A 23,443-nucleotide genomic window follows, 5' to 3' on the forward strand; every position below is an offset into this window, starting at 1 on the left:
GGACGATGCGCTTAAACTAGTTCAGAGAGGTCGTTCATGAGATGCCAGACTGCATTCGCGTTCGCATGCACGAGCCTGGCAATTCATGTGCCGCTTGCCTTTGCGCAACCTACTGCTCCTCAGATCTCGCAGGTTCCCTCCTTGAGTGCTCACTCGACTTTGGTTGTCGTGCCCGCTCTGGTTCGCAGTAAGTCTGGAAGTCTTATCTACACGCTTACGGCGGATGACTTCTTACTTACGGACGACGGCGTTCCTCAGCAGCTGACGCTGGAGCAGGAAACGGGTGGTGAACCTCTGGCTCTGGTTGTGGTGATCGAGGTTGGTGGGGCGGGCGCTCGCGAGTTCAATAAGTACAGCTCGATTGCTCCTCCGCTGGGGCCGATGCTGGAGTCGATTGTTGGCAACGTGCCGCACAAGGTGGCTGTGGTTACGTTTGATAGCGCGCCGACTTTGCTTGAGGGCTTTACCTCCGACACGGCTGCTGCTGCGGATGCGATTCAGACGCTGATGCCGGGCTGTACTCGGCAGCATCATCTGATGAACTGCGCCTCGCCACTTGCGATTCACGACGTTGGCCTGGGGGATAACGGAGCTGCGATTCTTGATGCACTTGGCTTCTCCGTCGATCTGCTTCGCAATCAGCCGCGTCAGTATCGGCGTGCGATTCTGCTGATCAGCGAGACGCTTGATCGAGGCAGCCACTTGAAGATGGAAGAGGCGTTGCGCGCTGTCAGCGATACGAATACGACGATCTACAGCATTGGCTTTTCGACGGGAAAGTCCGAGGCTGCTCACTATGCGGCGCGGGAGCTGCCGACGCAGCCTGGTGCGTTGGGGATGGAGAATCATCATCCGAACCCGCAGAATGGGTGCATGGGGAAAGATCCTGATCCCGACCCAGATGCTACTCATAACAAGGCTATTCAGGCTTATGACTGCCTGACGCAACTTGCGCCGCCGCTGGCGCTTGCGAAGATGGCGGCGATTGAAGCGACGGATAGTCTGAAGCGCAATGTTCCGGAGACGGTTGCACAGCTTACCGGTGGGGAGTACTTCAAGCTCACCGACATGAAGAGTCTGGAACGCAGTCTGGCTGCGATTTCAAACCATATACCGAATCGGTATGTGCTTAGCTTTCAACCGCAGACTCCTTTGCCCGGTCTCCACGTCATCAGCCTGCGTCTGCAGAGCTACTCAAAGCTGAAGGTGACGGCCAGGAGCAGCTATTGGGCAGATGTCGAAACCGCTCCTGCCGATTAGGAAGCGCGTGGGAGAGACGGTAGACTGAAGAAATGCCACCAATCTTAAATGCGCAGGGTTTGACTAAGGCCTTTGGCGCGACGCCGTTGTTTCGTGAGATCAGTTTTACTGTTTCGGATGGAGATCGCATTGGGCTGATTGGGCCTAATGGTGCGGGGAAGTCAACGCTGCTGAAGGTGCTGGCGGGCGATGAAGACGCCGATGCCGGCGATGTTGCGGTGCGGAAGCGGGCGCTGGTTGGGTACGTGGCGCAGGAGTCGGTGTTTGCGCCTGGGGTGACGGTGCGTGAGGTGCTGGAGGCTGCGCTGGTGCGGGCGAAGGTGTCCGAGGGCGAGCATGAGGGTCGGCTGCGGGAGACTTCGGGGCGGACGGGTTTTCCGGATTTGAGTGCGGAGGCGGCGCGGCTGAGCGGTGGGTGGCGGAAGCGGCTGGCGATTGCGGAGGCGGTGGTGACGCATCCGGATGTGCTGCTGCTGGATGAGCCGACGAACCATCTGGATTTGGCCGGGATTGCGTGGCTGGAGGAGCTGCTGAATGAGGGTAGTTTTGCTTGTGTGCTTATCAGCCATGATCGTTATTTTCTTGAGAATGTGGCGACAGAGATAGTGGAGTTGAACCGCGTGTATGCCGAAGGGCTGCTGCGGGTGAAGGGGACGTACTCGAAGTTTATCGAGGGCAAGCAGGCGTATATGGAGGCGCAGAACAAGCTGCAGGATGCGCTGAAGAATCGCGTGAAGATTGAGGTGGACTGGCTGCGGCGTGGACCGAAGGCGAGGAGTACGAAGGCGAAGGCGCGGATTGATAATGCGCAGGATTTGATTGGGCAGCTGAAGGAGGTCAACTCGCGCGTGCAGACGTCGAGCGCGGGAATTGATTTTTCGGCGACGGATCGGCAGACGAAGAGGCTGGTGGAGCTGGAGGATGTCTCGGTTGTGCTGGGGGACCGGAAGATTGTGGAGGGGTTGAATTTTCTGGTGACCTCGGGGATGCGCGTGGGGTTGGTGGGGCCGAATGGGAGTGGGAAGACTACTCTGCTGCGGCTGTTGACTGGCGAGTTGGAGCCTTCGCAGGGGACGATCAAGAAGGCGGCTTCGCTGAAGATTGTTTACTTCAGCCAGATGCGTGAACTGGAGGAGGGTGTGACGCTGCGGCGGGCGCTGGCTCCGGACTCGGACTCGGTGGTTTATCAGGGTCGCGTGGTGCATGTGGCGAGTTACGCTACGAAGTTTTTGTTTACCAGCGAACAACTCAATCAGCCTGTCGAGAGGCTGAGTGGAGGCGAGCGGGCGCGGGTGCTGATTGCGAAGTTGATGCTGGAGCCTGCGGATCTGCTGCTGCTCGACGAGCCGACGAACGATCTGGATATCGCGACGCTGGAGATTCTGGAGGAGAGTCTGCTCGAGTACACCGGCGCGTTGGTATTAGTGACCCATGATCGTTACATGTTGGATCGGGTGTCGACGATTGTGCTGGGACTGGATGGGCGAGGTGGGTCGGAGATGTTTGCGGACTACTCGCAGTGGGAGCAGTGGCGGGGGGTGAAGGTGGAGGAGGCGATTGCCCCGGGGGCTGCGGGGGTTGCAGTTTCGCCTGCTACAGCGATTGCTTCGAATGGAGCTTCGAATTCGTTTGGGAAGAAGAAGCTTTCGTATCTTGAGGCTCGGGAGTATGCGGGGATTGAGGGTGCGGTGGAGGAGGCGGAGGATCGGTTGCAGAAGGCTCGGGAGATGATTGAGGACCCGGCGGTGGCGGTGGATGCGGTGAAGCTGACGGCGGCACTGGCAGAGATGGAGGCGGCGCAGGAGGCTGCGGATGGGCTGTATGCGAGGTGGGCGGAGTTGACGGAGAAGGTTGGGTAGGAGTTTTCGCCATTGCGGATAGGCGTGGTGGGCGAAAGAGAGCGGTCGGGCTTTCGCCCGATGCCCATACATCAGATTCGATGTATGGGGCACCCGGCGTTTCTATGGTTTGCAGGGCGCGACCGTTAGTGTTGTGCGAGGACGCGGCGGTTGGTTTCGGATTGGACTTTGTCGAGGTCTTGGTGGAGGAGCTGGTTGTGTTCGACCATGAGCTCGCCGCCGACGTAGACGCTGTCGATGTCGCGCTCTGCGGCGATGAGGACGAGGTTTGCGTAGGGGTCTTCGAGAGAGACGCCGAGACGCTTCGGGTTGATGAGGAGGAAGTCGGCGAACTTGCCGGGTTCGAGGGAACCGAGTTTGTCTTTGACGTTGAGGACGTCGGCGGAGCCCATGGTGTGTAGCCAGAGAACCTGGTAGGGGCTCATGATGGTGGCGTCTTCGTACTTGTCGTGGATGGCGTAGAGGCCGGTGCGCATGTTTTCGAAGGGGTCGGCGAGGTCGGCGCTGGCTTCGCCGTCGACGCCCATGCCGACGCGGATGCCCATCTTGAGGTACTTCGGTATGTCGGCTACGCCAGAGGCGAGGCGGCCGTTGGAGAGCGGGTTCCAGGACATGGAGGCGCCGGCTTTGGCGGTCTCCTGGAGGATGAATTCGTCGGAGTGGATGAAGTGTCCGAAGATGAGCTGGTTGTTGAGCAGGCCGCTGTCCATCATCCAACGAAACTTGGAGCGCTGTTCGCCTTGGTCGTCGGGCGCTTCGATGTAGTGGGTCTGATTGCCGAGGTGGAACTCCTTCATCATGGCAGCTTCCATGACGGATTGCTGGTAGGTGTTGTTAAAGGCGGTCATGCCGCTGATCATGACGCTGAGGAAATGCGGGTTGGGCAGTTGGGCGGCGGTCCATTCGAGGAAGGTCTTGAGGCGTGCGCGTGCCTGGTCGATGGTGATGGCGGGAGACATGCGGTCGGGGCCGTAGCTGTGCACGAAGCGGATGCCGGACTCGGCTGCGCCGCGAAACTGGGCTTCTTCGAACTGATTGTTCAACTCTGCGGTTTTGGCTCGTCCGCCGTAGGTGAAGTTGTAGGCGGTGGTGATGCCGTGCTCGAGGTGGTCGAGCGAGCCGAGGAGAGCGAACCAGTACATGTCCTCGGGCGTGGCTTTGGCGGCGTGCACGCCGTAGAGGTCGTCGATCCAGCCGGGAAGGGTCTTGTCGGCGGCGAGACCCCGGTAGGCTGCCTGCCAGAGGTGGCTGTGCGCGGAGATGAAGCCGGGGATCATGAGGTCGCCCTGGGCGTCGATGACTTTGTCGGCGTGGAGGGTGGCGGGCGGTTCCCCGGATGCGACGGCGAGGATGGTGCCGTCTGGTGCGATGGAGAGGTAGCCGGTGATGGGCTCGCGCTGATTGGTAGCCATGGTCATGATGCGGGCGTTGCGGATGATGAGTTTGGGGTTCGCGGCGAATGCGGGGCAGATGAGGATGGTGAGGAGGACGAGCGTCCGGCGAAGGAGGACTGGAAGATGACGGGGCATGGTTGTGTTTAGCGTGGATGGATTGTCAAGTCAATTGGAAAGTGCTGCGTGGCGCTGGAGGTGGGTTGTTGGGGGTGTGCGGTATGCTGCTGGGACTATGAAAAAACTTCTTTGTGGACTTGTTTGCGAGGTTGGTTGGGGGTTGGTTGCGGGTTTCGCGGCGTCGGCGATTTGCTTGGCGCAGGATGCAGGGGCTACGAAGCATGTGGTGGTGCTGCATGCGGCGCGAATGCTGGATGTGGCGGCGGGGAGGTTGGTGGCTCCGGGTGAGGTGCTGGTGGAGGGAGAGAAGATTGTTGCGGTGGGAACGCATGTGGAGCGGCCTGCCGGCGCGGAGATGATTGATCTGGGGGATACGACGCTGATGCCGGGGTTGATCGATGCGCATGTGCATCTGTTTCTGCATCCGGGGGCGGAGGATCTGCAGACGGTGCAGGAGAGTGTGCCGGAGCGGACGCTGATTGCGGCGGGGGCGGCGAAGGCAGATCTGATGGCGGGGTTTACGGCTGAGCGCGATATGGGCACCGAGGGTGCGGGTTGTGCGGATGTTGCAGTGCGGAATGCGATCAACTCCGGGTTGATTCCGGGGCCGCGGATGCGGATGAGTTGCAATGCAATCGATTTGACGGGTGGGCATGAGGACGCGATTGGGTATAACCCGGCGCAGAGGGTGCTCTCGAATGCGGACTATGCGGATTCGAGTGAGGAGATTGTGAAGGTGATGCGGGAGCAGAGGAAGGGTGGGGCGGACTTTACGAAGGTGTATGAGACGGGAACGGATTCGTTTCATGATGGTGGGTTTGAAACGCCTTATCAGTACACGGAGGCGGAGCTTGCGGCTGCGGTGAAGGAGGCGGAGCGGACGGGCGGTGGTGCGGGTTCTGGGCGTGGGGTTGCAGTGCATGCCACGGGGGAGCCAGGGACGGGGTTCGCAGTGGCGGCGGGGGTAGCTTCGGTGGATCATGCGTATCAGTTGAGCGATGCGACGATGAAGGCCATGAAGGAGAAGCAGATTTATGCCGTGCCTACGTTTGCGATTGCGGAGTACTTTGCGGAGCATGCTGCGACTCCTGCTCGCGCGGAGTGGGATCGCAAGGAGCAGGCTTATCATGCGGCGGAATTCAAGAAGCAGTTGGCGGCGGGAGTGCCGATGGCAGTGGGGAGCGATGTGGGTCCGTTTCCGCATGGGACGCAGGCGCGTGAGCTGGAGTTGATGGTGGATTTTGGCATGAAGCCGGTGGCGGTGTTGCAGGCCGATCTGCTGAACGGCGCGAAGCTGCTCGGGTGGGCGGGACAGATTGGGGAGTTGAAGGCTGGATACTACGCGGACGTGATCGCGGTGCCGGGAGATCCATTGGTGGATATCTCGGCGACGACGAAGGTTTCGTTTGTGATGAAGAACGGGGTGGTTTACAAGCGGCCTTAGGTGCGGCCTGATGGGGTTGCCTTCAGGCTGACCATTGCTCGTCGGCGGAGGGGCCGTAGAGTGCGGGGACGGGGATGTCGTTGAGGCGAAGATAGACGCCTAGCTGTGCGGTGTGGTGGATGAGGTGGTTGAAACACATCTGGCGGAAGGTGAGCGCGCGCGGGTTGTTGCAGATGACGTGTTCTCCGTAGCTAAACTTCCAGAGTTTGGCGAGGTCCTCGTCGGAGGATGCGGCGATGGCCTTGCGACAGGCGGCGGCGCTCTCGTCCAGGTGTTGCAATGCATTTGCGGTGGTGGTGAAGTCAAGCGGGACGTGGGGACGTTTTGGGGCAGCCATGTCCATGTCGTCGTCGAGGATGATGTAGGAGCCGAAGAGGGGCAGGGTGGCGCAGTGCATGGCGAGCTTGCCGAGGACCATGGATTTGTCGTGACACTTCCAGTCGTTCTTGCCTTCGGGGACGCGCTCGAGGGTGCGGCGGGTGTTGGAGATCTCGGTGTCGAAGTCCTGGAGAAGAATTTCAGCGATGGTCATGTGGGGCTCCTTCTATACGGACAGAAGGATATACGAAGCGGGAAGGGTGGGAGATGAAAAGTAAATACGAAATGCGGGGATCGTTCGGCTGCGCAGGTCACGATGAGGCTGTGACCTGCTTCGCTCAGGATGACGTGGGGTGGTTGCGAGGAAAGTGCTAGAGGCCGGTGATGTTGAAGCCGCAGTCTACGAAGGTGATTTCGCCGGTGATGCCGCTGGCCAGGGGGCTCGAGAGGAAGAGGGCTGTGTTGCCGACCTCCAAAGCGTCGACGTTGCGATGGAGTGGGGCGCGCTGCTCCACTGCGGTGAGGATGCTGGTGAAGTCGCTGATGCCACGGGCGGCGAGGGTCTTGATGGGGCCGGCGGAGATGGCGTTGACGCGGATTTTTTTTGCTCCGAGATCCGAGGCGAGGTAGCGGACGGCGGCTTCGAGGCCGGCCTTGGCGACGCCCATGATGTTGTAGTTGGGGAAGACTTTTTCTGCGCCGTAGTAGGTGAGGGTGAGGATGGAGCTGCCTTCAGCCATGAGAGGCTCGGCGGCGCGAGCGAGCGCGATGAGGGAGTAGACGCTGATGTCGTGCGCTATGCGGAAGTCTTCGCGGGTGGTGTTGAGGACGTTGTTCTTGATGTTTGGGGCGAAGCCGATGGAGTGGACGAGGATGTCGATCTTGCCGTAGGCGGATTTGAGCTGGTCGATGACGCCGTCGATGTCGGCGTCGATGGAGACGTCGCAGCGGAAGGTCTTGGTTCCGGGCAGATCGGCGGCGAGCTCTTCGGCTTCGCGCTGGAGGCGCTCGTTCTGATAGCAGATGGCGAGGGTGGCGCCGGCTTCGAAGAGCTTTTGGGCTACGCCCCAGGCGATGCTGCGTTTGTTGGCGAGGCCGAAGACGACTGCTACTTTGCCTTTGAGGTCAATCATGATGCGCGGTGATCCTTTCGAGACGGCTTGGGCGGTGGATGCGCGGCCCAACAGAAAGGATAGCAGGGTGAGGGCGGTACGAGACGAGCGAGAGTTCTTCTATAGTGGAGGCGCTGGTTGAGGAGGATATTTTGATGTCGGAGTTTTCGCGCAGGCGGTTTTTGCAGACGGGGAGTGGGTTGGCTATGGCGGCGGCACTGCCGGGAACAATGGCGCTTGGGCAAGAGCAGGCGCAGCCGGTGGCGAGTGGGGACCGAGTGCGGTTTGCCAGCATTGGGGTAGGTATTCAGGGGTCCCAGTTGCTCAGGAACGCGGTGAGTCTGCCGCAGGCGCAGTGCGTTGCCGCGTGCGATCTGTATGACGGGCGGCATACGCTGGCGAAGGAGATTGCGGGCGCGAATATCAAGACGACACGGCGGTATCAGGAGATTCTGGAGGATAAGAATATCGAGGCGGTGATAGTTGCGGTGCCGGATCACTGGCATAAGCAGGTGACCATCGACGCAATTCGTGCTGGCAAGGACGTGCACTGCGAGAAGCCGATGTCGCACACCATCGCTGAGGGGGAGGAGATGGTGGCGGCGGTGAAGGGGAGCAAGAACTTTGTGCAGGTGGGTTCGCAGCGTGTGAGCTCGCAGGTGTTTGCGAAGGCGAAGGAGTTGTACGACAGCGGGGCGATTGGCGAGGTGCACCAGGTGGAGCTGCAACTGGGGAGGAACTCGCCGGGTGGGGCGTGGGTGTATCCGCCGCCGCTGGATCTGTCGCCGGAGACACTGGACTGGGCGACGTGGGAGGGGACTGCGCCGAAGAAGGCGTTCGATCCGATTGCGTTTGCGCGGTGGCGTGCTTTCCATGAATACGGCACGGGGATGGCGGGCGACCTGATGGTGCATCTGCTGAGCGGGATGCAATTTGTAACTGGAATTAATGCAATTCCGGATCGGGCTTATTCGATTGGGGGGATCTATCGCTGGAAGGATGGGCGGAATATGCCGGACCTGATGGTGACGGAGTTTGAGTACGGTAACGTTGCGGTGACGGTGCGGCTGACGCTGGGGACGGAGACGCCGGAGGTGACGCGGGTGATGGGGCCGAAGGGCGTGATTGAGATTTCGAACAGCAATACGGTTACGTTGATTCCACAGTTGGGAGTGGATCGATCGCCGGCTTATGGCATTAATGGATTTCCGGCGGCGATGCATGCGCAGTATGAGAAGCAGTGGCATGCGGAGCACGACGCGTTTCTGGCGGAGCATCCGCTGGATGACACGATGATGTGGAAGGGGCCTTCGTGGGATGAGCTGCGGCCGCACCTGGCGACGTTCTTTGATGCGGTGAGGTCGCGGAAGCCGGTCGCGGAGGATGTGGTGTTTGGACACCATGCGGCGGCGGCCTGCCACATGGCGAACGCTTCTTACTTTGAGAAGAAGATGATTCTGAAGAAGGCCTAGGCGGCGAGCAGGATAGCAGTCGGCGTGGACCAGAGCTATTGCTGCAGGAGGTTGCTGCGACTTGGGGGGAGGATGACGCGCTCCGAACCGGCTTCGGCATCTGTGCCGTGAAGGAGAACGCGGCAGCAGTTCCGGCCGGCATTTTTGGCGTTGTAGAGTGCTTTGTCGGCGCGGGCGAGGAATGGCCCCGCGATTTCGCCTGGAGCGGCCTGGGTGAGGCCGATGCTGATGGTGAGCGAAAGTTCTGCGCCGGGGCTGGAGAGCTCGCGTACCGACTGTTCGATCCGGGAGGAGACGGTGAGGGCGTCGGTAGAGGAGGTGTTGGGAAAGATGAGGAGAAATTCGTCGCCACCGAAGCGGCCGAGGGAGTCGTAGGCGCGCATACGGCTGGAGATGGCGGAGACGACGTCGCGGAGGGCGGTATCGCCGGCTGCGTGTCCGGCGTGGTCGTTGATGGTTTTGAAGTGGTCTATGTCGATGAGGGCTATGGACAGGTTGTGGCCGCCGCGCTCGGCGCGCTTGAGTTCGGTGTCGAGTCTTTGCTCAATGCCACGGCGGTTGAGGACGCCGGAGAGCAGGTCCCGTTCCGACTCATCTTTGACCAGGGTGAGGAGGTCGCCGCAGAGCATGAGCAGGAAGGAGAGGCCGATGAGGAAGGCAAAGGAGACACTGAACAGGACGGAGACGGTCTGCAGAAAATTTCGCTGTTCAGGGTTTGGCGGGGCGCCGTAGATCAGCAGGAAGATGACGCGGTTCAAGGCGAAGATGGCATAGGCTGCCATGAGAAAGGCGAAGATCTTCAGGAAGATTCTGTCTGCTGCGTGCCGGAATATTTCGAGTGCGATAACTCCGCGCACCAGAAAAAAACTGACGGCAATGACGTAGGCGAGGGCCCTGGTGTGGTCGTGCGATAGGACCAGATAGAAGATCAGGGCAGACGTGAAATAGGTGAGGGCCCAGGCGTAGCGAATCGTGCGGGTGCTTTTAAAGAAGTGGAGTACGCCAGTGTAGAACAGGACGAATGCGGAGAGCAGGAGGCAGTGGGCGAGACCAATCGAGAAAAAGGCCGGAATGGAGCCGGACAGCAGGAGCAGGATGTTGGAGATGGTTGCCGCGAAGAAGGCAAGGGCGACGGAGCCTGCGCCACGCAGATAAGGATAGATGCTCTTCATGCAGAAGAAGACGATCGCATATACCAGCGTCAAAACGATCTGACAGCCGAGAAGAGTGCCGACATCTATCGATGCGATAAAGGACATTCCTTGCAGCCTTGTGTGGGGATTGTAAGCGCAGAGATGTCAGAAACAGAAGAACCTTAGGTGATTCACGAAGTAATTTACCGCAACTCGAATCAGGAGGCGGTGAGCCAGTCGTACTGGGCGTCGGTGAGGGGGACGACCGAAAGGCGGAACTGGCGGAAGAGGATGGAGTCTTTGAAGACGCCGGCGGTGCGCATCGCGTCCAAGGATTTCTCGGTTTTGAGGCGCTTGACGGGCTGGATGCGGACCTGCGGGTTTTTGGGGTCGGCGGCATCGACGGAGACTACCTTCGCAGTGCCTACGGCGGCTTTGCCGACGACGGAGTGATAGATGACGAGCTTGTCGCCCTTCTTCATGCCGCGAAGGTTGAGGAGGGCCTGGTTGTTGGAGATGCCGTCCCAGGTGGTCTCGCCGTCGCGCTCGAGGTCTTCGAAGGAGTATTTGGTGGGTTCGGTTTTGAGCAGGTAGGGCATACGGACAGGGTATAGGGAGCAGGGGGTAGGGTGTAGAAAAATCGGTTGCCGGTGGCCTTCAGTTTTTTGTCGCGGTGGTTTAGCCGCCTAGGTCGACTAGATTGACTTCGGTGACGGGCTGACCGAGGAAGTTGGAGCCGAGGCGTTGGAATTTTTCTATCGAGTCGGTGGCGTAGAAGATGCAGGTGGGTTTGGCGGTGGGGGTGAGGTTGGGGAAGTGGTGGGCTACGAGGGTGGCGGTGGCTCGGGCGGTGGCGTCGGCGGAGTCGATGATGGTGAGGGGGTGGCCGATGGCGTCGAGGATGCGGTGGATGGCGGGCTCAATGAGGGGGTAGTGGGTGCAGCCGAGGAGGAGGGTCTGCGTGGCGGGTGCCGCGGCGAGGGCTTCGGTGAGGTAGATTTTCAGGACTTCGTCGGTGACAGGGTGGTTGGTCCAGCCCTCTTCGACGAGGGGGACGAGGAGAGGGCAGGCTTTTTCGCTGGCTTCGAGGCCGAGGGCGCTGAGGGCGTGGGTGTAGGCGTGGGATTGGACGGTGGCTTGAGTGGCGAGGACGAGGACCTGGTTCGGACCGTCGGGAATATTGGATGCGGGGAAGCTGGAGGTTGCGAGGGCGGCGTGGGCTCCGGGTTCGACTACGCCGATGACGGGGATGGGCAGGGCTTGCTGAATATCCGGGAGGGCTAGGGCGGTGGCGGTGTTGCAGGCGATGACGAGTAGGTCGGCGCCCTGCTCGTGGAGGAACTTTGCGCTGGAGACGGCGTAGCGGGCGACGGTCTCGCGGGACTTGGAGCCGTAGGGGAGACGTGCGGTGTCGCCTAGGAAGAGGTAGTGGGCGTGCGGGATGAGCGGGAGGAGGGCGCGGAGGACGGTGAGGCCGCCAAAGCCTGAGTCGAAGACGCCGATGGTGAGGGATTTTGCGGTGTTTGGATGGGCTGCGGTGCTGTCGGTCATGGATGTTTTGTTATTGCTGTGGGGTTTCGGTTGGTGGGGCTGGGTGGGTGGTGGTGTCGACCGCGGGGTAGGTGCGGAGGAGGTCGGCGTGGCCGGCGAGGGTGTCGTGGGGCTGGCCGTCGACCAGGAAGCGGACGCCGGTGATCTGGGGGAGCGCGGCGTGGAGGGTGCCGACGATCGATTGCACGGTGAGGGCCTCTACCTGGATGCCGGAGGGGTGATTGTCCACGAAGGAGCCGCGGAGGTTGACGATGGCTAACTGGTTGGGTTGCGATGAATCGGATGAAGGCTTGTTCGGTTGGTTAGGCTTGTCGGGCTTGTTGCTCTCCGGAGCCAGGAGGAAGACATCGTCGACGGCGGGACCGCTTTGGAGGGGATGTTTGGAGGCGGGGAGGGAGTAGGTTGCGAGGAGGTGCTCGAGGAGGGTGCGGGCGCGGAGGGTAGGGGCCTGGGGCAGGGCGAAGGATTCGGTGGTGGGGGTGATGGAGGCGTCGGCGTCGCTGGCGAGGTAGAGGGTGATGTCTTCGGTGCTGGTGGCGGTGGGGGCGGCGATGGGGGTGGCGTTGTTGAGTGCAGCGAGGCGTTTGTGGGCTTGCTCACAGCCGCGGAGGAGAAAGGCCGACATGAGGAGGATGCCGCCGAAGAGGCTCCAGAAGAGGATGCGCTGGTAGCGGGGGATCATCGGGCGGCTCCGGGGAGGAGCTGGTTGCGGCGCCAACTGGTAAGGCCGGTGGCGATGGCTTGGGCGATCTGTTGCTGGTAGTTGGCGTCGCTGACTGGGGTTGAGTCGCTGTCTGCAGGGGTAAGGGGGGCGATCTCGATGGCGACGGCGGGGCAGGTGAGGTTGTCGAGTGGGCGAAGGGAGGCGCGGGTCAGGAGGACGGGCAGGTGGGAGTGCAGGAGGGCTAGGCCGAGGGCGTTGGCGAGGGCGAGGCTTTGGGGGATGGAGGCGGATTGGGCAGTGTCCCAGGGGATGGGGGGGCGAGTGTCGGTGTCGTCGTTGGGCGGGGGGACGTCGGAGGTGATGATGTGGACGCCGTTGCCGCTGGCGGTGGCGTGGACGACGATGCAGGCGGTGGGGTGGGAGTGGTTGGCGATTTCGGCGCGCTGGTCTGTGGAGAAGGGGACGGAGGGGTCGGTGTCGCGGGTGGCGACGACGGAGAAGCCGCTGGTGGAGAGGAGAGCGCGGAGGCGGGTGGCGAAGGCGAGGGTGAGGGATTTTTCGGGGAGGCTGTCGGAGAGTCGGGCGCCGGAGTCGGAGCCGCCGTGGGCGGGGTCGAGAAAGATGGTGGTGCGGGGGATGGGCTGCGGGGTTTGCGCGGTGAGGGGGGCCAGGCTCGCGAGGAGGACGAGGGATAGGCGTGCGGCGAATTGTTTGCAGGGGTGCGTCAAGAGAGTGTCTGGATGATTGTAAAGGGTGCGGTCGAGCGGGGCAGGAGTGGGGAGAGAAAAGCGTAATACAGGGATCTCTCCACTTCGCAGCTCACGATAAGACTGTGAGCTGCTTCGGTCGAGATGACGATTTGGTTTCCTTGTGCGATTAGTCGAGGGCGTAGATGGCTAGGCCGCTGAGGAGTTTGGGGTAGAAGTCGGTGGATTTCTGGGGCATGACGTCGCCGGAGAGGGAGATGTCGCGGAGCTGGTCGAGGGTGATGGGTTTGATGAGGAAGGCGATGTCGGCTTCGCCGCTGGTGACGAGAGCGGTGGCTTCGGCGGCCTCGCGGATGTAGCGGACGTTGCCGAGGCGGGTGATGGTCTCCTGATCGAGGCCGAGGAGCTTGTCGAGGATGATGCTGTGGAGCTGTACGACGTCGAGCTGGGCCTGGCGCGGTGAGATGCCTTTGAGGGCCGCTGCGATGACGTCTGGCTTTGGGGTGAGGAGGTAGTTGCCGTCGCCAGTGGCGGCGAGGAAGGCGGTGCCGGAGGTGGCGTTGAGGGCGGCGAGGTCGGGTGTGGCGAGCTCTTTGACGTTGAAGTAAGCGCTGGCTTTGGTGACGAAGTCGGGTGAGCTGAAGCTGGGCAGGCCGTGGACGACGCGGTGGGTCGGCAGGATGGTGATGCCCGGGGCGTCCATGTTGACGAAGGTCATCATCATGGCGGCTTCGGGGAAGGCGGGGGTGGGCAGGGTCGAGCGGGTGTCACCGTCGGCGATGACGGAGGGGGAGCTGTCTTCGTCGCCGGGGATGGCCTGCTTGAAGGGGAGTTTGAGCTGGGCGGAGCGCTCCTTGGCGTAGGCGACGGAGGTCTCGTAGCGGTGATGGCCGTCGGCGATGATGAGCTTCTTGTCGGCCATGGCGGTGAGGAGGAGATTGATGGTGTTGGGGTCGGTGATCTTCCAGACGCGGTGGACGACGTTGTACTCGTCGGTGATGGCGAGGTCGGCTGGTGCGGTGTCGGGGCCGATCATGCCGCTGAAGTCTTTGCCCGGGCCGCTGGCGCCGAAGATGAGCTTTTCGGCGGTGAAGGCGGGGTCGGAGTAGAGCATGTAGATCTGCTCGCAGTAGGCGCGGGTGGCCTTGAAGAGAGCGAGGCGGTCGGACTTGTGCTTGGGGAAGGTCTGCTCGTGGCGGTAGACGACCTTGTCGGCGTAGTCGTAGAGGTGGCCGAGGGCGATGAAGCCGCGGCGTTCGCGGGTCTCGCTGGTGCCGGGGACTTCGTAGGTTTGGGAGTAGCCGTAGACGGCTGGCTCGGCTTCTTCGGCCAGGACGCGGTCGCGGCGCCACTCGCGGAGAGTTTCGGCGGCGCGGGTGTAGACGTTGCGGGCCTGTTCGCCGTCGGGGAGGAAGTCCTGCGCTTCGGTGTCGCCGGGCTCGTGTTTGCCTAGGATGATGCGGATGAGGTTGTAGGGGCTGGCTTCGTAGTAGTGCTGCTGCATGGCCGGGGTGATCTTGTCGTAGGGCTGGGTGACGACGTCTTCCATGTTGACGCGGGCTGGGTCGTAACGGAGGGCGCGGAAGGGGTAGAGACGGGCCATGCTGTGAAGGTTCTCCAGAGTTGGGGTATGAGGTGATTGTACGGGTTGGGACGTGAAGAGAGGGTAAGAAGGAGCGGGATGAATCCGGAAGCGTATGTAGAACGTTGACGAGACAGTACCGGCCGCGGGCTGTGATGAATTGATGACAAATGGGGTTGACACGGGGTCTATTATCTTCAGAACGCAGCATCTGACGGACTTGGCGGGCTGTGGGTTGGGGTGATTTGCAAAAGGCTGTACGACTACTGAGTGGTCGCGAGGATTGCATAGGTGCCGAGATGGAGATCAACAGACGGGACGGGGTAGTTGCGGGGGATGACGGGAGAAGAGATTGGGTGGCGGGTCGCCTGAGAGGGCGTCGGGCCCGGTGCGGGCTTGTGGTGTTGCTGGGCCTGGGGCTGTGGGGTGCAACGGGGAGTGGAGTTTGCTACGCGCAGGAGCAGGAGAATCCGCTGGATGTGGTTCATACGCCTGCGCCGCCTGCCGCGCCGAAGACTCCTGAGGAGAAGAAGCCGGTGATTGAAGGTGCGGCGAATGCGGCGGCACTGGGCACCTCGAGGCGGGATGCGCGGATTCGGGTGGATGTGAACCTGGTGCTGATTCCGGCGACGGTGACCGATCCGATGAATCGGCTGGTGACGGGGTTGGAGAAGGAGAACTTTGAGGTCTTCGACAATAATATTGGGCAGGTGATCAAGAGCTTCTCGACGCAGGATGCGCCGGTGACGATTGGGATCATCTTCGACTTGAGCGGGAGCATGTCGTCGAAGTTTGTGCGGGCGCGAAAGGCGTTGAGCGAGTTTTTGAGGACGTCCAATCCGCAGGATGAATTTTTTGTGGTGGGGTTCAACGATCGGCCCGCGGTGATTGTGGACTACACGTCGGATGTGGACGACGTGGAGGCGCGGATGGTGATGTTGAAGCCGGAGAATCGGACGGCGCTGATCGATGCGATCTATCTTGGTGTGGATAAGCTGAAGCAGGCGAAGTTTGAACGGAAGGCGTTGCTGATTATCTCGGATGGCGGAGATAATCGTAGCCGTTATACGGAGGGCGAGTTGCGGCGCGTGGTGCGGGAGAGCGATGTGCAGATCTACTCGATCGGGATCTTCGATCAGTATGCGCCGACGACTGAGGAGCAACTGGGGCCGATCCTGTTGACCGATATCTGCGATATGACTGGAGGAAGGATGTTCCGGGTGTCGGAGATGGGGGATCTGGGTGATATTGCTTCGCGGATCAGCGCGGAGCTGAGAAATGAATATGTGATCGGGTACAGGCCGTCGGAGGTGAAGCAGGATGGGAACTGGCGTAAATTGAAGATACGACTCGTTCCGCCGCCAGGGCTTCCGAACCTGACGGTACATAATCGCCAGGGGTACTATGCACCTTCGCAGTAAGAGTTTTCAGCTGGGGATGGCCGCAGCAGCAGGATGGTTGTTGCTGATGGCCGGTGGGGCGGCCGGATGGGCCCAGCGGCCTGCATCTCCGCAGACATCTTCTCCGCAAACAACTTCGCAGCCACCCGCGAAACAACAACCCGCTTCGCAGCAGCCTTCTCTGACGGTGGATCGCGATCCTGTGGCTTCGCCTGATCCTGATCTGCCAGCGCAGAGCCAGACTGGCGCGCCCCAGGGAGTGGGGGCCGGAACGATTGCGCGCGAGAACGGCAAGTACACCCTGCGGCAGGATGCTTACGAGGTACGACTGAACGCGACGGTGCTCGATGGGAGCGGTCGGTCGGTTCAGACGCTGGATAGAGATGCGTTTCATATCTACGAAGATGGAGTTCCGCAGACGATCAACTCGTTTCGTCATGAGGATCTGCCGGTGTCGCTGGGGCTGCTGATCGACAGCTCGGGGTCGATGTATGACAAGCGTCAGGCGGTGGATAAGGCGTCGCTGGATTTTGTGAAGCTGTCGAATCCTGAGGATGAAGAGTTCCTGGTGGACTTCTCGTGGGAGGCGTTCATCGATCAGGACTTTACGAACAATATCGACAAGCTGCAGCAGGGATTGGGATATATCAAATCGAGTGGGGGAACGGCGATCTATGATGCGCTGGTGGCCTCGGCGGATTATCTGGCGAAGAACGCGAAGCATCCGAAGCAGGTGCTGCTGGTGATTACAGATGGCGAAGACAATGCTTCGAGCGCGACGCTGGAGCAGACGATTCGCAGGATTCAGGATCTCGATGGGCCGGTGATCTACTGTGTGGGGCTGCTGTTTGGCGAGGATACGGATAAACGTGAGTCGCGGCATGCGCGCAGGGTGTTGGAGACGCTGGCCGAGCAGACGGGCGGGGCGGCGTATTTTCCGAAGTCGGTGAAGGATGTCGATGCGATTGCTGCGGAGGTGGCGCAGGATATTCGCACGCAGTACACGATCTCGTATCACTCGACGAAGTCGCCGACGCTGGGCGGGTATCGCGAGGTGCATGTGGAGGCGAAGTCCAAGAACTTTGGCCGGCTGTCGGTGCGGACCCGGACGGGGTATTATCCGAGGGTGGTGGCGGACGCGAGCAAAGGTGGCAGCGCCGGCTTTAGTGATCCCGGAAAGAAGAACTGAGGCTAGGATCGCTGATGGAGTTGCGGGCGATTGCCGCAGAACACCTCCGTCTGTCGGTAGGATGGAATCTGACGGGTAGATTTTTACGTGTGAAGGATTGGGTTGATGAAGGTTGTTGAGAGCATCTTGGAGTTAGTGGGGCAGACGCCTATGGTTCGTCTGCGCCGGCTTGAACAGGGAAGTGGCAGTAACGGCTGCGGAGAGATCTGGGCGAAGCTCGAGTATTTGAATCCGGGTGGAAGCATCAAGGATAGAGCGGCGCTTGGGATTGTGCTGGATGCAGAGCGCCGTGGCGTGTTGCAGCCTGGTGGCACGATTGTGGAGGCGACGGCTGGGAATACAGGCGTTGGGCTTGCGCTGATCGGAGTCAATCGCGGATACAAGGTGATGCTGTATGTGCCGGAGCAGTTTGCCGAAGAGAAGTGCAAGCTGATGCGCGGGCTTGGTGCGACGGTGGAGCGAACGCCTGAGGCCGAGGGAATGGCGGGCGCGATTCGAAGGGCGTTGCAGTTCGAGAAAGAGACGCCGGGGGCGTTTGCTGCGCTGCAGTTTGAGAACCCGGCGAACCCTGACTTTCATGAGGAGACGACGGCGGCGGAGATCTGGGAGCAGATGGAAGGTCGGGTGGATGCGTGGGTCTCGGGGGTAGGATCGGCGGGTACGTTTACCGGAGTGGCTCGATTCTTCAAGAAGAAGCGTGCGGAGATTTTGACCGTAGCTGTGGAGCCGCAGGGGAGTGTGCTGGAGGGCGGCGAGCCAGGGCCGCATAAAGTGGAGGGGATTGGGGTTTCGTTTATCCCTGCGACGTTTGACCGCTCTGTGTGCGATCGCGTGATGCTGGTGATGGACGAGCCGGCGTTGAAGATGGTGAGACGACTGGCTGCGGAAGAGGGTGTGTTTGCGGGGTCGAGTGCAGGAGCGATGCTGTGCGCGGCGGTGGATGTGGCGCGGGAGCTTGGAGCGGGGAAGAGAGTGGTTACGGTGATTCCGGATTCGGCGGAGAGGTATCTGTCGAAGGGGCTGTTGGACTAATTCTCAGAGTTAAATAAATTGTGATAATTGAGGTTACAAATGACGGAAGCGAAGAAGAGAGCTGGGTTTGCAACGCGAGCGATTCACGACGGGCAGGCTCCGGATGAGTTGACGGGCGCGGTGAATGTGCCGATTTATCTGACCTCGACGTATCAGCAGGAGGAGATTGGGAAGAACAAAGGGCATGAGTACGCGCGGCTGACGAATCCGACGCGGGATGCGTTGGAGGAGAGCCTGTGCTCGCTTGAAGGCGGGACGAGCGCTCATGTGTTCGGCAGCGGAATGGCGGCAATTACGGCGCTATGCACGATGATGAAGTCGGGCGATCACGTGGTCTGCTCGGATAATGTGTACGGTGGGACCGGGAGACTGTTCGACAAGGTGCTGACGAACTATGGGCTGACGTTTACCTATGTCGATACGAGCGTGGCCGAGAATGTCGCCGCTGCGATTACTCCGGCGACGAAGCTGGTGCATATCGAGACGCCGACGAATCCGATGATGTCGCTGACGGACATTGGCGCGGTGGCGAGAATCTGCCATGCGAAGGGTGTGGAGTTGAGTGTGGACAATACGTTTTTGTCGCCCTATCTGCAGCAGCCGATCGCATTGGGTGCCGACATTGTGATGCACTCGACGACGAAGTTTTTGAATGGCCATTCGGATGGGCTGGGTGGCGTATTGATCTGCACCAAGCCGGAGCACGCGGATACGTTTCGGTTTGTGCAGAAGTGCACGGGCGGAATCCTGTCGCCGTTTGAGAGCTATCTGCTGTTGCGCGGGGTGAAGACTCTAGCCGTGCGGATGAAGCAGCATGATGCAAATGGCCGCGTGGTTGCTGAGTTTTTGAAAGGTCATGCAAAGGTGCAGCAGGTGTTTTATCCGGGGTTGGTGGAGCATCCGCAGCATGAACTGGCGAAGCGGCAACAGCATGGGTTCGGGTCGATGATCTCGATGGAACTGGGGTCGCTGGAGAAGGCGAATAGGTTTGCCAAGGCGCTGCGGCTTGGTCTGCTGGCCGAGTCGCTTGGAGGAGTTGAGACGCTGATCTGTCATCCGGCGACTATGACGCATGCTGCGGTGGGGGCGGAGGGTCGGACGCGGCTGGGGATTACCGATGGATTGATGCGTGTGTCGGTGGGGATCGAGGATGTGGAGGATATTGTCACGGATTTGGGACAGGCGCTGGATACGATCTAATGATTGTGTCCTGCCGGACGGGCCCACTGCGCGTGGGGCGGTCACTTCGTGACGCGTGTACCGGTCTTGCAGGATGATATGCATAGGGCCTCCCGCTGGTCGGCACAATCTTTCCTCCGACCAACGGGAGGACCATTGCTTTCCACTCGCCACAACAAGGTACACAAGTCACGAAGTGACCGCCCCACGCGCAGTGGGCCCGTCCGGCGGGACATTTGTTGCGCGTGCCAGAGTATGCATGGATGTGATACATGTATTAGCGCAGGTTATAACGCGCTGGAGGGTTCATGTTTGGGTTGACGGATGAGCAGAAGCAGTTGCAGAGAGCAGTACGGGCCTTTGCTGAGGGAGAAGTTGCGCCGCACGTCTCGGAGTGGGACGAGAAGAGCGAGTTTCCGCACGAGGTGGTGAAGAAGCTTGGCGCGATGGGTTTGCTGGGCGTGATCTTTCCCGAGTCGCTGGGCGGTGCGGGGATGGGCTACGTGGAGTATGTGCTGGCAATTGAGGAACTCTCGCGGGTGGACGGGAGTGTCGGAATTATCGTCGCTGCGCATAATTCGCTGTGTACGAATCACATCATGCTGGGCGGAAACGATGAGCAGAGGAAGCGGTGGATTCCGAAGCTGGCGAGCGGGCAGTGGCTTGGTGCATGGGGTCTGACCGAGCCGGGATCGGGGTCGGATGCGGGTGGGGCGCGCACTACGGCGGTGAAGCAGGGAGACAAGTGGGTGCTGAACGGGAGTAAGACGTTCATCACCAACGGGACCTACGCGAACTGTGCTGTGGTGCTGGCCGTGACGGATAAGGAGAAGGGAACTCGTGGCGGGATCTCGGCGTTCGTGGTGGAGCGGGGAACGAAGGGATTTCGGTCAGGGCGCAAGGAGAACAAGCTGGGTTTGCGTGCGAGCGATACGGCGGAGTTGATCTTCGAGGACTGCGAGGTCCCGGCGGAGAACCTTGTTGGCAAAGAGGGAGATGGGTTCAAAGATGCTATGCGCGTGCTGGATGGAGGGAGAATTTCAATTGCGGCGCTGAGTCTGGGGATGGCACGGGGTGCGCTCGATGCGGCGATGAAGTATGCGCAGGAACGGCGACAGTTTGGGAAGGCGATCAGCGAGTTTCAGGCGATTCAATTCAAGCTGGCGGATATGGCGACGCAGCTGGATGCGGCGTGGTTGTTGACGATGCGCGCGGCGCAGATGAAGGACGCCGGCAAGAAGGTGACGCTGGAGTCGGCGATGGCTAAGCTATATGCGAGCGAGGCGGCGTGCAGGATCTGCGACGAGGGTGTGCAGATTCATGGAGGATATGGGTTCATCAAGGATTATCCGGCGGAGAAGTTCTACCGCGATGTGAGGCTGTGTCCCATCGGCGAGGGGACGAGCGAGATTCAGCGGATGGTGATTGCGCGCGAGCTGCTTGGGAAGAGTCCTAGCCGCGGCTAACGTTTACTGCGTGTCGGTTAGATCTGAAGTCTTAGCTTCCATTTGGTAAGAAGTGATGCGAGAGCCAGGATCAATGCTGTAAAGATCAGGCATCTGAGTACGCCTGCGAAGCCGGAGTTAGCGTGCGCCGCAAAGTATGTGAAGCCACACGCGGATGCGATGAAGAAGTAAAAATCGGGGAGTAGATAGGTGAGAAGCGTGTTCTCGCCGGCTGGGCGCGTGAAGGCAGCCCAGCGCACTGCTCGCTTGATATCGCAGACCCAGTAGAGCAGCGTGAATAGCAGAACGCTGCAGCCGATGCTGTAGAGACACCAGGTTGGTGTGGCGCGGATCTTCGAGATGCCCAGGGGAGTTAGAAGCCATCCGCCAAGGAGCGTGATGCTGCCGAATGAGATGGCGGCGATAGATTTTTGTCGAAGGGTGGTCGACCGGAGGCCGCGGCTATCTACAAAGATGCCCGAGGTGACGACGCCTGCCAAAGCGATTGAAGCCATGGCTCCGTTACCGAACGGCCAGAGGTAGAGGGGAGTGTGGCCCGGGAATGGGATCCACTTTGCGGTTGATGCGATGCAGAGGGCCGTCATGGCGATAAACCATGCAAGGGGTGCCCAGCGCCATCGGCGAGTTGCGATATATAGGATTGAGACGGCGAGGTAGGTGTATCCGAGTAAGCCAAGGATCTCTGGATAAGAGGTACTGATCCATGCGGCGTGTCCGTCGGGCATCGCTCTGCGAAAGATGACAAACATTGCGATCATCAATGCCAGACCCGAAAACCGCAGAATGCGAAATAGCGTTTTGTGGCGTTCGGATCGGTTGTATACGTTCCAATAAAGTACGGCACCGATGAGCGCGAGGATGGTCCATAGCATGGGATCGATCCCCATCAGCGAACGGCTTCCAAGCTCTGCGTTTGCGAGAATGAGGCCGAGGACGATCAAGGCAATGGTTCGAAGAATCACATGGAGCCAGAGAGCAGGCAGCGATGGGTTCTTACGAATGCGATGTTCGAGGGCGATAGGAATCGTCATCCCGAGGATGAATAAGAAAGCCGGGAACACCATATCGACGTAGGTCATGGCGTCGACCTTTGCGGGGGCGTGATAGTTCCACCAAGGAAGGCCCTTCACTTCGGCCAATTCGTTGACAAAGATCATGAGGGTCATCGTGAGCCCGCGAAAGATGTCGATGGATGCGACGCGGCTGGCACGGGCTGAACTGGTCGCGGTCGTCAGGGGCAGTTCTATTGTTGAATTCATTTGGACTCCGTTGCCGTTGCAGGATGAGGCTGAAGACCGGTGTTGATCGAATCTAAGAGAGCGTTGGCAGAATCGCCGGAGTACTCCCAGAACATGACGCCGGCTAGCTTGTGATCAAGCACGTACTCACATTTCTTCTTTAGCGATTCAGGATCTTCATACGATATGAAGGTCTGCGTATCCGGATTGTAGAGATACGGAGCAGAAGCTTGCGCATCCCAGTACCGAATGTAACCGCTGGTCTCAAAGCTGGTTAGAGAGCTGTACGGGAGATAGGTGTTGGGGGCTTCCTTGCCCGGCTGAAAGAGTCCGTGGTTTTGATCGGGAACCTGAGTCCAGCTCTTTCCATAGAAGGGCGCTCCGAGCACAAGTTTTTTCGCGGGCACGCCTGCGCTCTCGTACTCGTGAAGAGTACGGTCGGCAGAGATTTTTTTCGGATCGGCTGGATTGGTGAAGAGTGGCGCATGGTGTCCGGTGGTTTTGTCCCAACTCGGAACGTAGTAGTCGTAGGACATCAGGTTGACGGTGTCTACGTATTTTTGCACCTTGGCCATTTCAGTATGTTCGAGGAACTCTGTTGAAGCGCCGGTTGCGATAGACGTTACGAGGTGACGATGAAGTTTCTTCTCTTCGTGGTTGAATCGTACTCTCAGCTCTTTGAGTAGAAGAGTGTAGTTTTGCTTGTCCTCGGGCCGAAACCGATGATTGTCGCCGGACATTCCGGGATACTCCCAATCAATATCGAGACCATCCAGCTCGTATTTTTCTATAAATTGGACTGCGCTTTCGATGAAGATCTTTCTGCGTTGTCTCGTAAGAGCCATATCGGAGAAGTTGCCCGACCATGTCCATCCACCAACCGAAACCAATACGGTTAGAGACGGGTTGGTGTGTTTGAGAGCATTGAGGGCAGCGAAGTTTTCAGCGTCATGCGCGAAGCCCTCGACGATCTTGCCATTCTGTAGATCGGCAAAGGCGTAGTTGATGCGCGTCAACTTCTCTGCTGAGACTTCTCCGGGCGCGATGATTCTGTCTTTTGGAAAGATGTACGCGATGATCTCCTGCTTTTGTGTAGGAGATGCTGCAGCGCGTGAAGGGACAGGAGCGCACATAGATAGCGCCAGAATAATTAATCCCTGCGAGAGACTATGACATACTCTGAGTTTGGAAAAACCGTTGTGAATCTTCATGAATTTCATCCCAGATTGCTAACTAGTTAGTGAGTTGAACTGACGACATTTAGAAACATTTTGAGGATTTGTCTGATTAGATACCAAATAGAAAGGGGCGGCGAAGTTCTTTCGC

The 23,443-nt window shown here is 59.8% G+C and carries 20 protein-coding genes; 9 read left to right on the forward strand and 11 right to left on the reverse strand.

What is annotated here, in order from left to right; translation table 11 throughout:
* The first annotated feature begins 36 nt into the window (after positions 1–36).
* Together HDF10_RS04295 and HDF10_RS04300 are read left to right on the forward strand one after the other, a co-directional pair.
* Positions 37–1,260, forward strand: a complete 1,224-nt coding sequence (locus HDF10_RS04295) for a VWA domain-containing protein (protein ID WP_183810773.1) — start codon at positions 37–39, stop codon at positions 1,258–1,260.
* Between the two features lie 32 nt (positions 1,261–1,292).
* Positions 1,293–3,119, forward strand: coding sequence for an ABC-F family ATP-binding cassette domain-containing protein (locus tag HDF10_RS04300; protein ID WP_183810775.1), 1,827 nt, complete (start codon positions 1,293–1,295; stop codon positions 3,117–3,119).
* A 125-nt stretch (positions 3,120–3,244) separates the two neighbouring features.
* Here the strand turns inward: HDF10_RS04300 and HDF10_RS04305 are convergent, their stop codons facing one another.
* Positions 3,245–4,648: an amidohydrolase family protein gene (locus HDF10_RS04305; RefSeq protein WP_183810782.1), complete on the reverse strand. Its 1,404-nt coding sequence runs from the start codon at positions 4,646–4,648 to the stop codon at positions 3,245–3,247.
* A gap of 175 nt (positions 4,649–4,823) precedes the next feature.
* Between HDF10_RS04305 and HDF10_RS04310 the strand changes: the two genes are divergently transcribed.
* Complete coding sequence (locus HDF10_RS04310; RefSeq protein WP_311732660.1) at positions 4,824–6,074, forward strand: metal-dependent hydrolase family protein; 1,251 nt, start codon at positions 4,824–4,826, stop codon at positions 6,072–6,074.
* Positions 6,075–6,096: 22 nt separating this feature from the next.
* Here HDF10_RS04310 and HDF10_RS04315 read toward each other — a convergent pair whose 3' ends face one another.
* Both HDF10_RS04315 and HDF10_RS04320 read right to left on the reverse strand, forming a co-directional pair.
* The gene (locus tag HDF10_RS04315) at positions 6,097–6,606 is read right to left on the reverse strand and encodes a DinB family protein (protein WP_183810786.1); all 510 of its coding nucleotides are present in this window, start codon (positions 6,604–6,606) and stop codon (positions 6,097–6,099) included.
* Positions 6,607–6,763: 157 nt separating this feature from the next.
* Positions 6,764–7,525, reverse strand: a complete 762-nt coding sequence (locus HDF10_RS04320) for an enoyl-ACP reductase FabI (protein ID WP_183810788.1) — start codon at positions 7,523–7,525, stop codon at positions 6,764–6,766.
* A gap of 134 nt (positions 7,526–7,659) precedes the next feature.
* Here HDF10_RS04320 and HDF10_RS04325 point away from each other — a divergent pair, with 134 nt between their 5' ends.
* Entirely contained in the window at positions 7,660–8,976 is a 1,317-nt protein-coding gene (locus HDF10_RS04325) for a Gfo/Idh/MocA family protein (protein WP_183810790.1), read from the forward strand.
* Positions 8,977–9,011: 35 nt separating this feature from the next.
* Here the strand turns inward: HDF10_RS04325 and HDF10_RS04330 are convergent, their stop codons facing one another.
* The 6 genes from HDF10_RS04330 to HDF10_RS04355 form a co-directional block, all read right to left on the reverse strand.
* Entirely contained in the window at positions 9,012–10,235 is a 1,224-nt protein-coding gene (locus tag HDF10_RS04330; RefSeq protein WP_183810798.1) for a GGDEF domain-containing protein, read from the reverse strand.
* A gap of 92 nt (positions 10,236–10,327) precedes the next feature.
* Positions 10,328–10,708: an EVE domain-containing protein gene (locus HDF10_RS04335; protein ID WP_183810800.1), complete on the reverse strand. Its 381-nt coding sequence runs from the start codon at positions 10,706–10,708 to the stop codon at positions 10,328–10,330.
* Between the two features lie 79 nt (positions 10,709–10,787).
* On the reverse strand, positions 10,788–11,660 hold the full coding sequence (gene murI / locus HDF10_RS04340) for a glutamate racemase (protein WP_183810802.1): 873 nt from the start codon (positions 11,658–11,660) through the stop codon (positions 10,788–10,790).
* A 10-nt stretch (positions 11,661–11,670) separates the two neighbouring features.
* A complete protein-coding gene (locus tag HDF10_RS04345; RefSeq protein WP_183810804.1) occupies positions 11,671–12,342 on the reverse strand; it encodes a GerMN domain-containing protein in 672 nt (223 codons plus the stop codon).
* Positions 12,339–13,052, reverse strand: a complete 714-nt coding sequence (locus HDF10_RS04350; protein ID WP_183810806.1) for an N-acetylmuramoyl-L-alanine amidase family protein — start codon at positions 13,050–13,052, stop codon at positions 12,339–12,341. The genes HDF10_RS04345 and HDF10_RS04350 overlap by 4 nt, the downstream gene beginning before the upstream one ends.
* Before the next feature lie 148 nt (positions 13,053–13,200).
* On the reverse strand, positions 13,201–14,634 hold the full coding sequence (locus HDF10_RS04355) for a DUF1015 domain-containing protein (protein WP_183810808.1): 1,434 nt from the start codon (positions 14,632–14,634) through the stop codon (positions 13,201–13,203).
* Between the two features lie 335 nt (positions 14,635–14,969).
* Between HDF10_RS04355 and HDF10_RS04360 the strand changes: the two genes are divergently transcribed.
* The 5 genes from HDF10_RS04360 to HDF10_RS04380 all read left to right on the forward strand — a co-directional run bounded on the left by HDF10_RS04360 (position 14,970) and on the right by HDF10_RS04380 (position 20,879).
* A complete protein-coding gene (locus HDF10_RS04360) occupies positions 14,970–16,034 on the forward strand; it encodes a VWA domain-containing protein (protein WP_311732661.1) in 1,065 nt (354 codons plus the stop codon).
* A gap of 16 nt (positions 16,035–16,050) precedes the next feature.
* The gene (locus tag HDF10_RS04365; RefSeq protein ID WP_183810812.1) at positions 16,051–17,202 is read left to right on the forward strand and encodes a VWA domain-containing protein; all 1,152 of its coding nucleotides are present in this window, start codon (positions 16,051–16,053) and stop codon (positions 17,200–17,202) included.
* 105 nt (positions 17,203–17,307) lie between these two features.
* Positions 17,308–18,234 carry a cysteine synthase A gene (gene cysK, locus HDF10_RS04370; protein WP_183810814.1) on the forward strand — a complete coding sequence of 309 codons (927 nt, stop codon included), beginning with the start codon at positions 17,308–17,310 and terminating at the stop codon, positions 18,232–18,234.
* A gap of 39 nt (positions 18,235–18,273) precedes the next feature.
* Positions 18,274–19,434 carry a trans-sulfuration enzyme family protein gene (locus HDF10_RS04375; RefSeq protein ID WP_183810816.1) on the forward strand — a complete coding sequence of 387 codons (1,161 nt, stop codon included), beginning with the start codon at positions 18,274–18,276 and terminating at the stop codon, positions 19,432–19,434.
* A 287-nt stretch (positions 19,435–19,721) separates the two neighbouring features.
* Positions 19,722–20,879 carry an acyl-CoA dehydrogenase gene (locus HDF10_RS04380; protein ID WP_183810818.1) on the forward strand — a complete coding sequence of 386 codons (1,158 nt, stop codon included), beginning with the start codon at positions 19,722–19,724 and terminating at the stop codon, positions 20,877–20,879.
* A gap of 17 nt (positions 20,880–20,896) precedes the next feature.
* Here the strand turns inward: HDF10_RS04380 and HDF10_RS04385 are convergent, their stop codons facing one another.
* Together HDF10_RS04385 and HDF10_RS04390 are read right to left on the reverse strand one after the other, a co-directional pair.
* Complete coding sequence (locus HDF10_RS04385; protein ID WP_183810820.1) at positions 20,897–22,138, reverse strand: DUF5009 domain-containing protein; 1,242 nt, start codon at positions 22,136–22,138, stop codon at positions 20,897–20,899.
* Entirely contained in the window at positions 22,135–23,250 is a 1,116-nt protein-coding gene (locus HDF10_RS04390) for a glycoside hydrolase family 18 protein (RefSeq protein ID WP_260177602.1), read from the reverse strand. Before HDF10_RS04390 ends, HDF10_RS04385 begins: the two co-directional genes overlap by 4 nt.
* Positions 23,251–23,443: the final 193 nt, after the last annotated feature.

Origin of the sequence: Tunturiibacter empetritectus (assembly GCF_014201375.1) — a bacterium.
In the GTDB taxonomy this organism is placed as follows: domain Bacteria; phylum Acidobacteriota; class Terriglobia; order Terriglobales; family Acidobacteriaceae; genus Edaphobacter; species Edaphobacter lichenicola_D.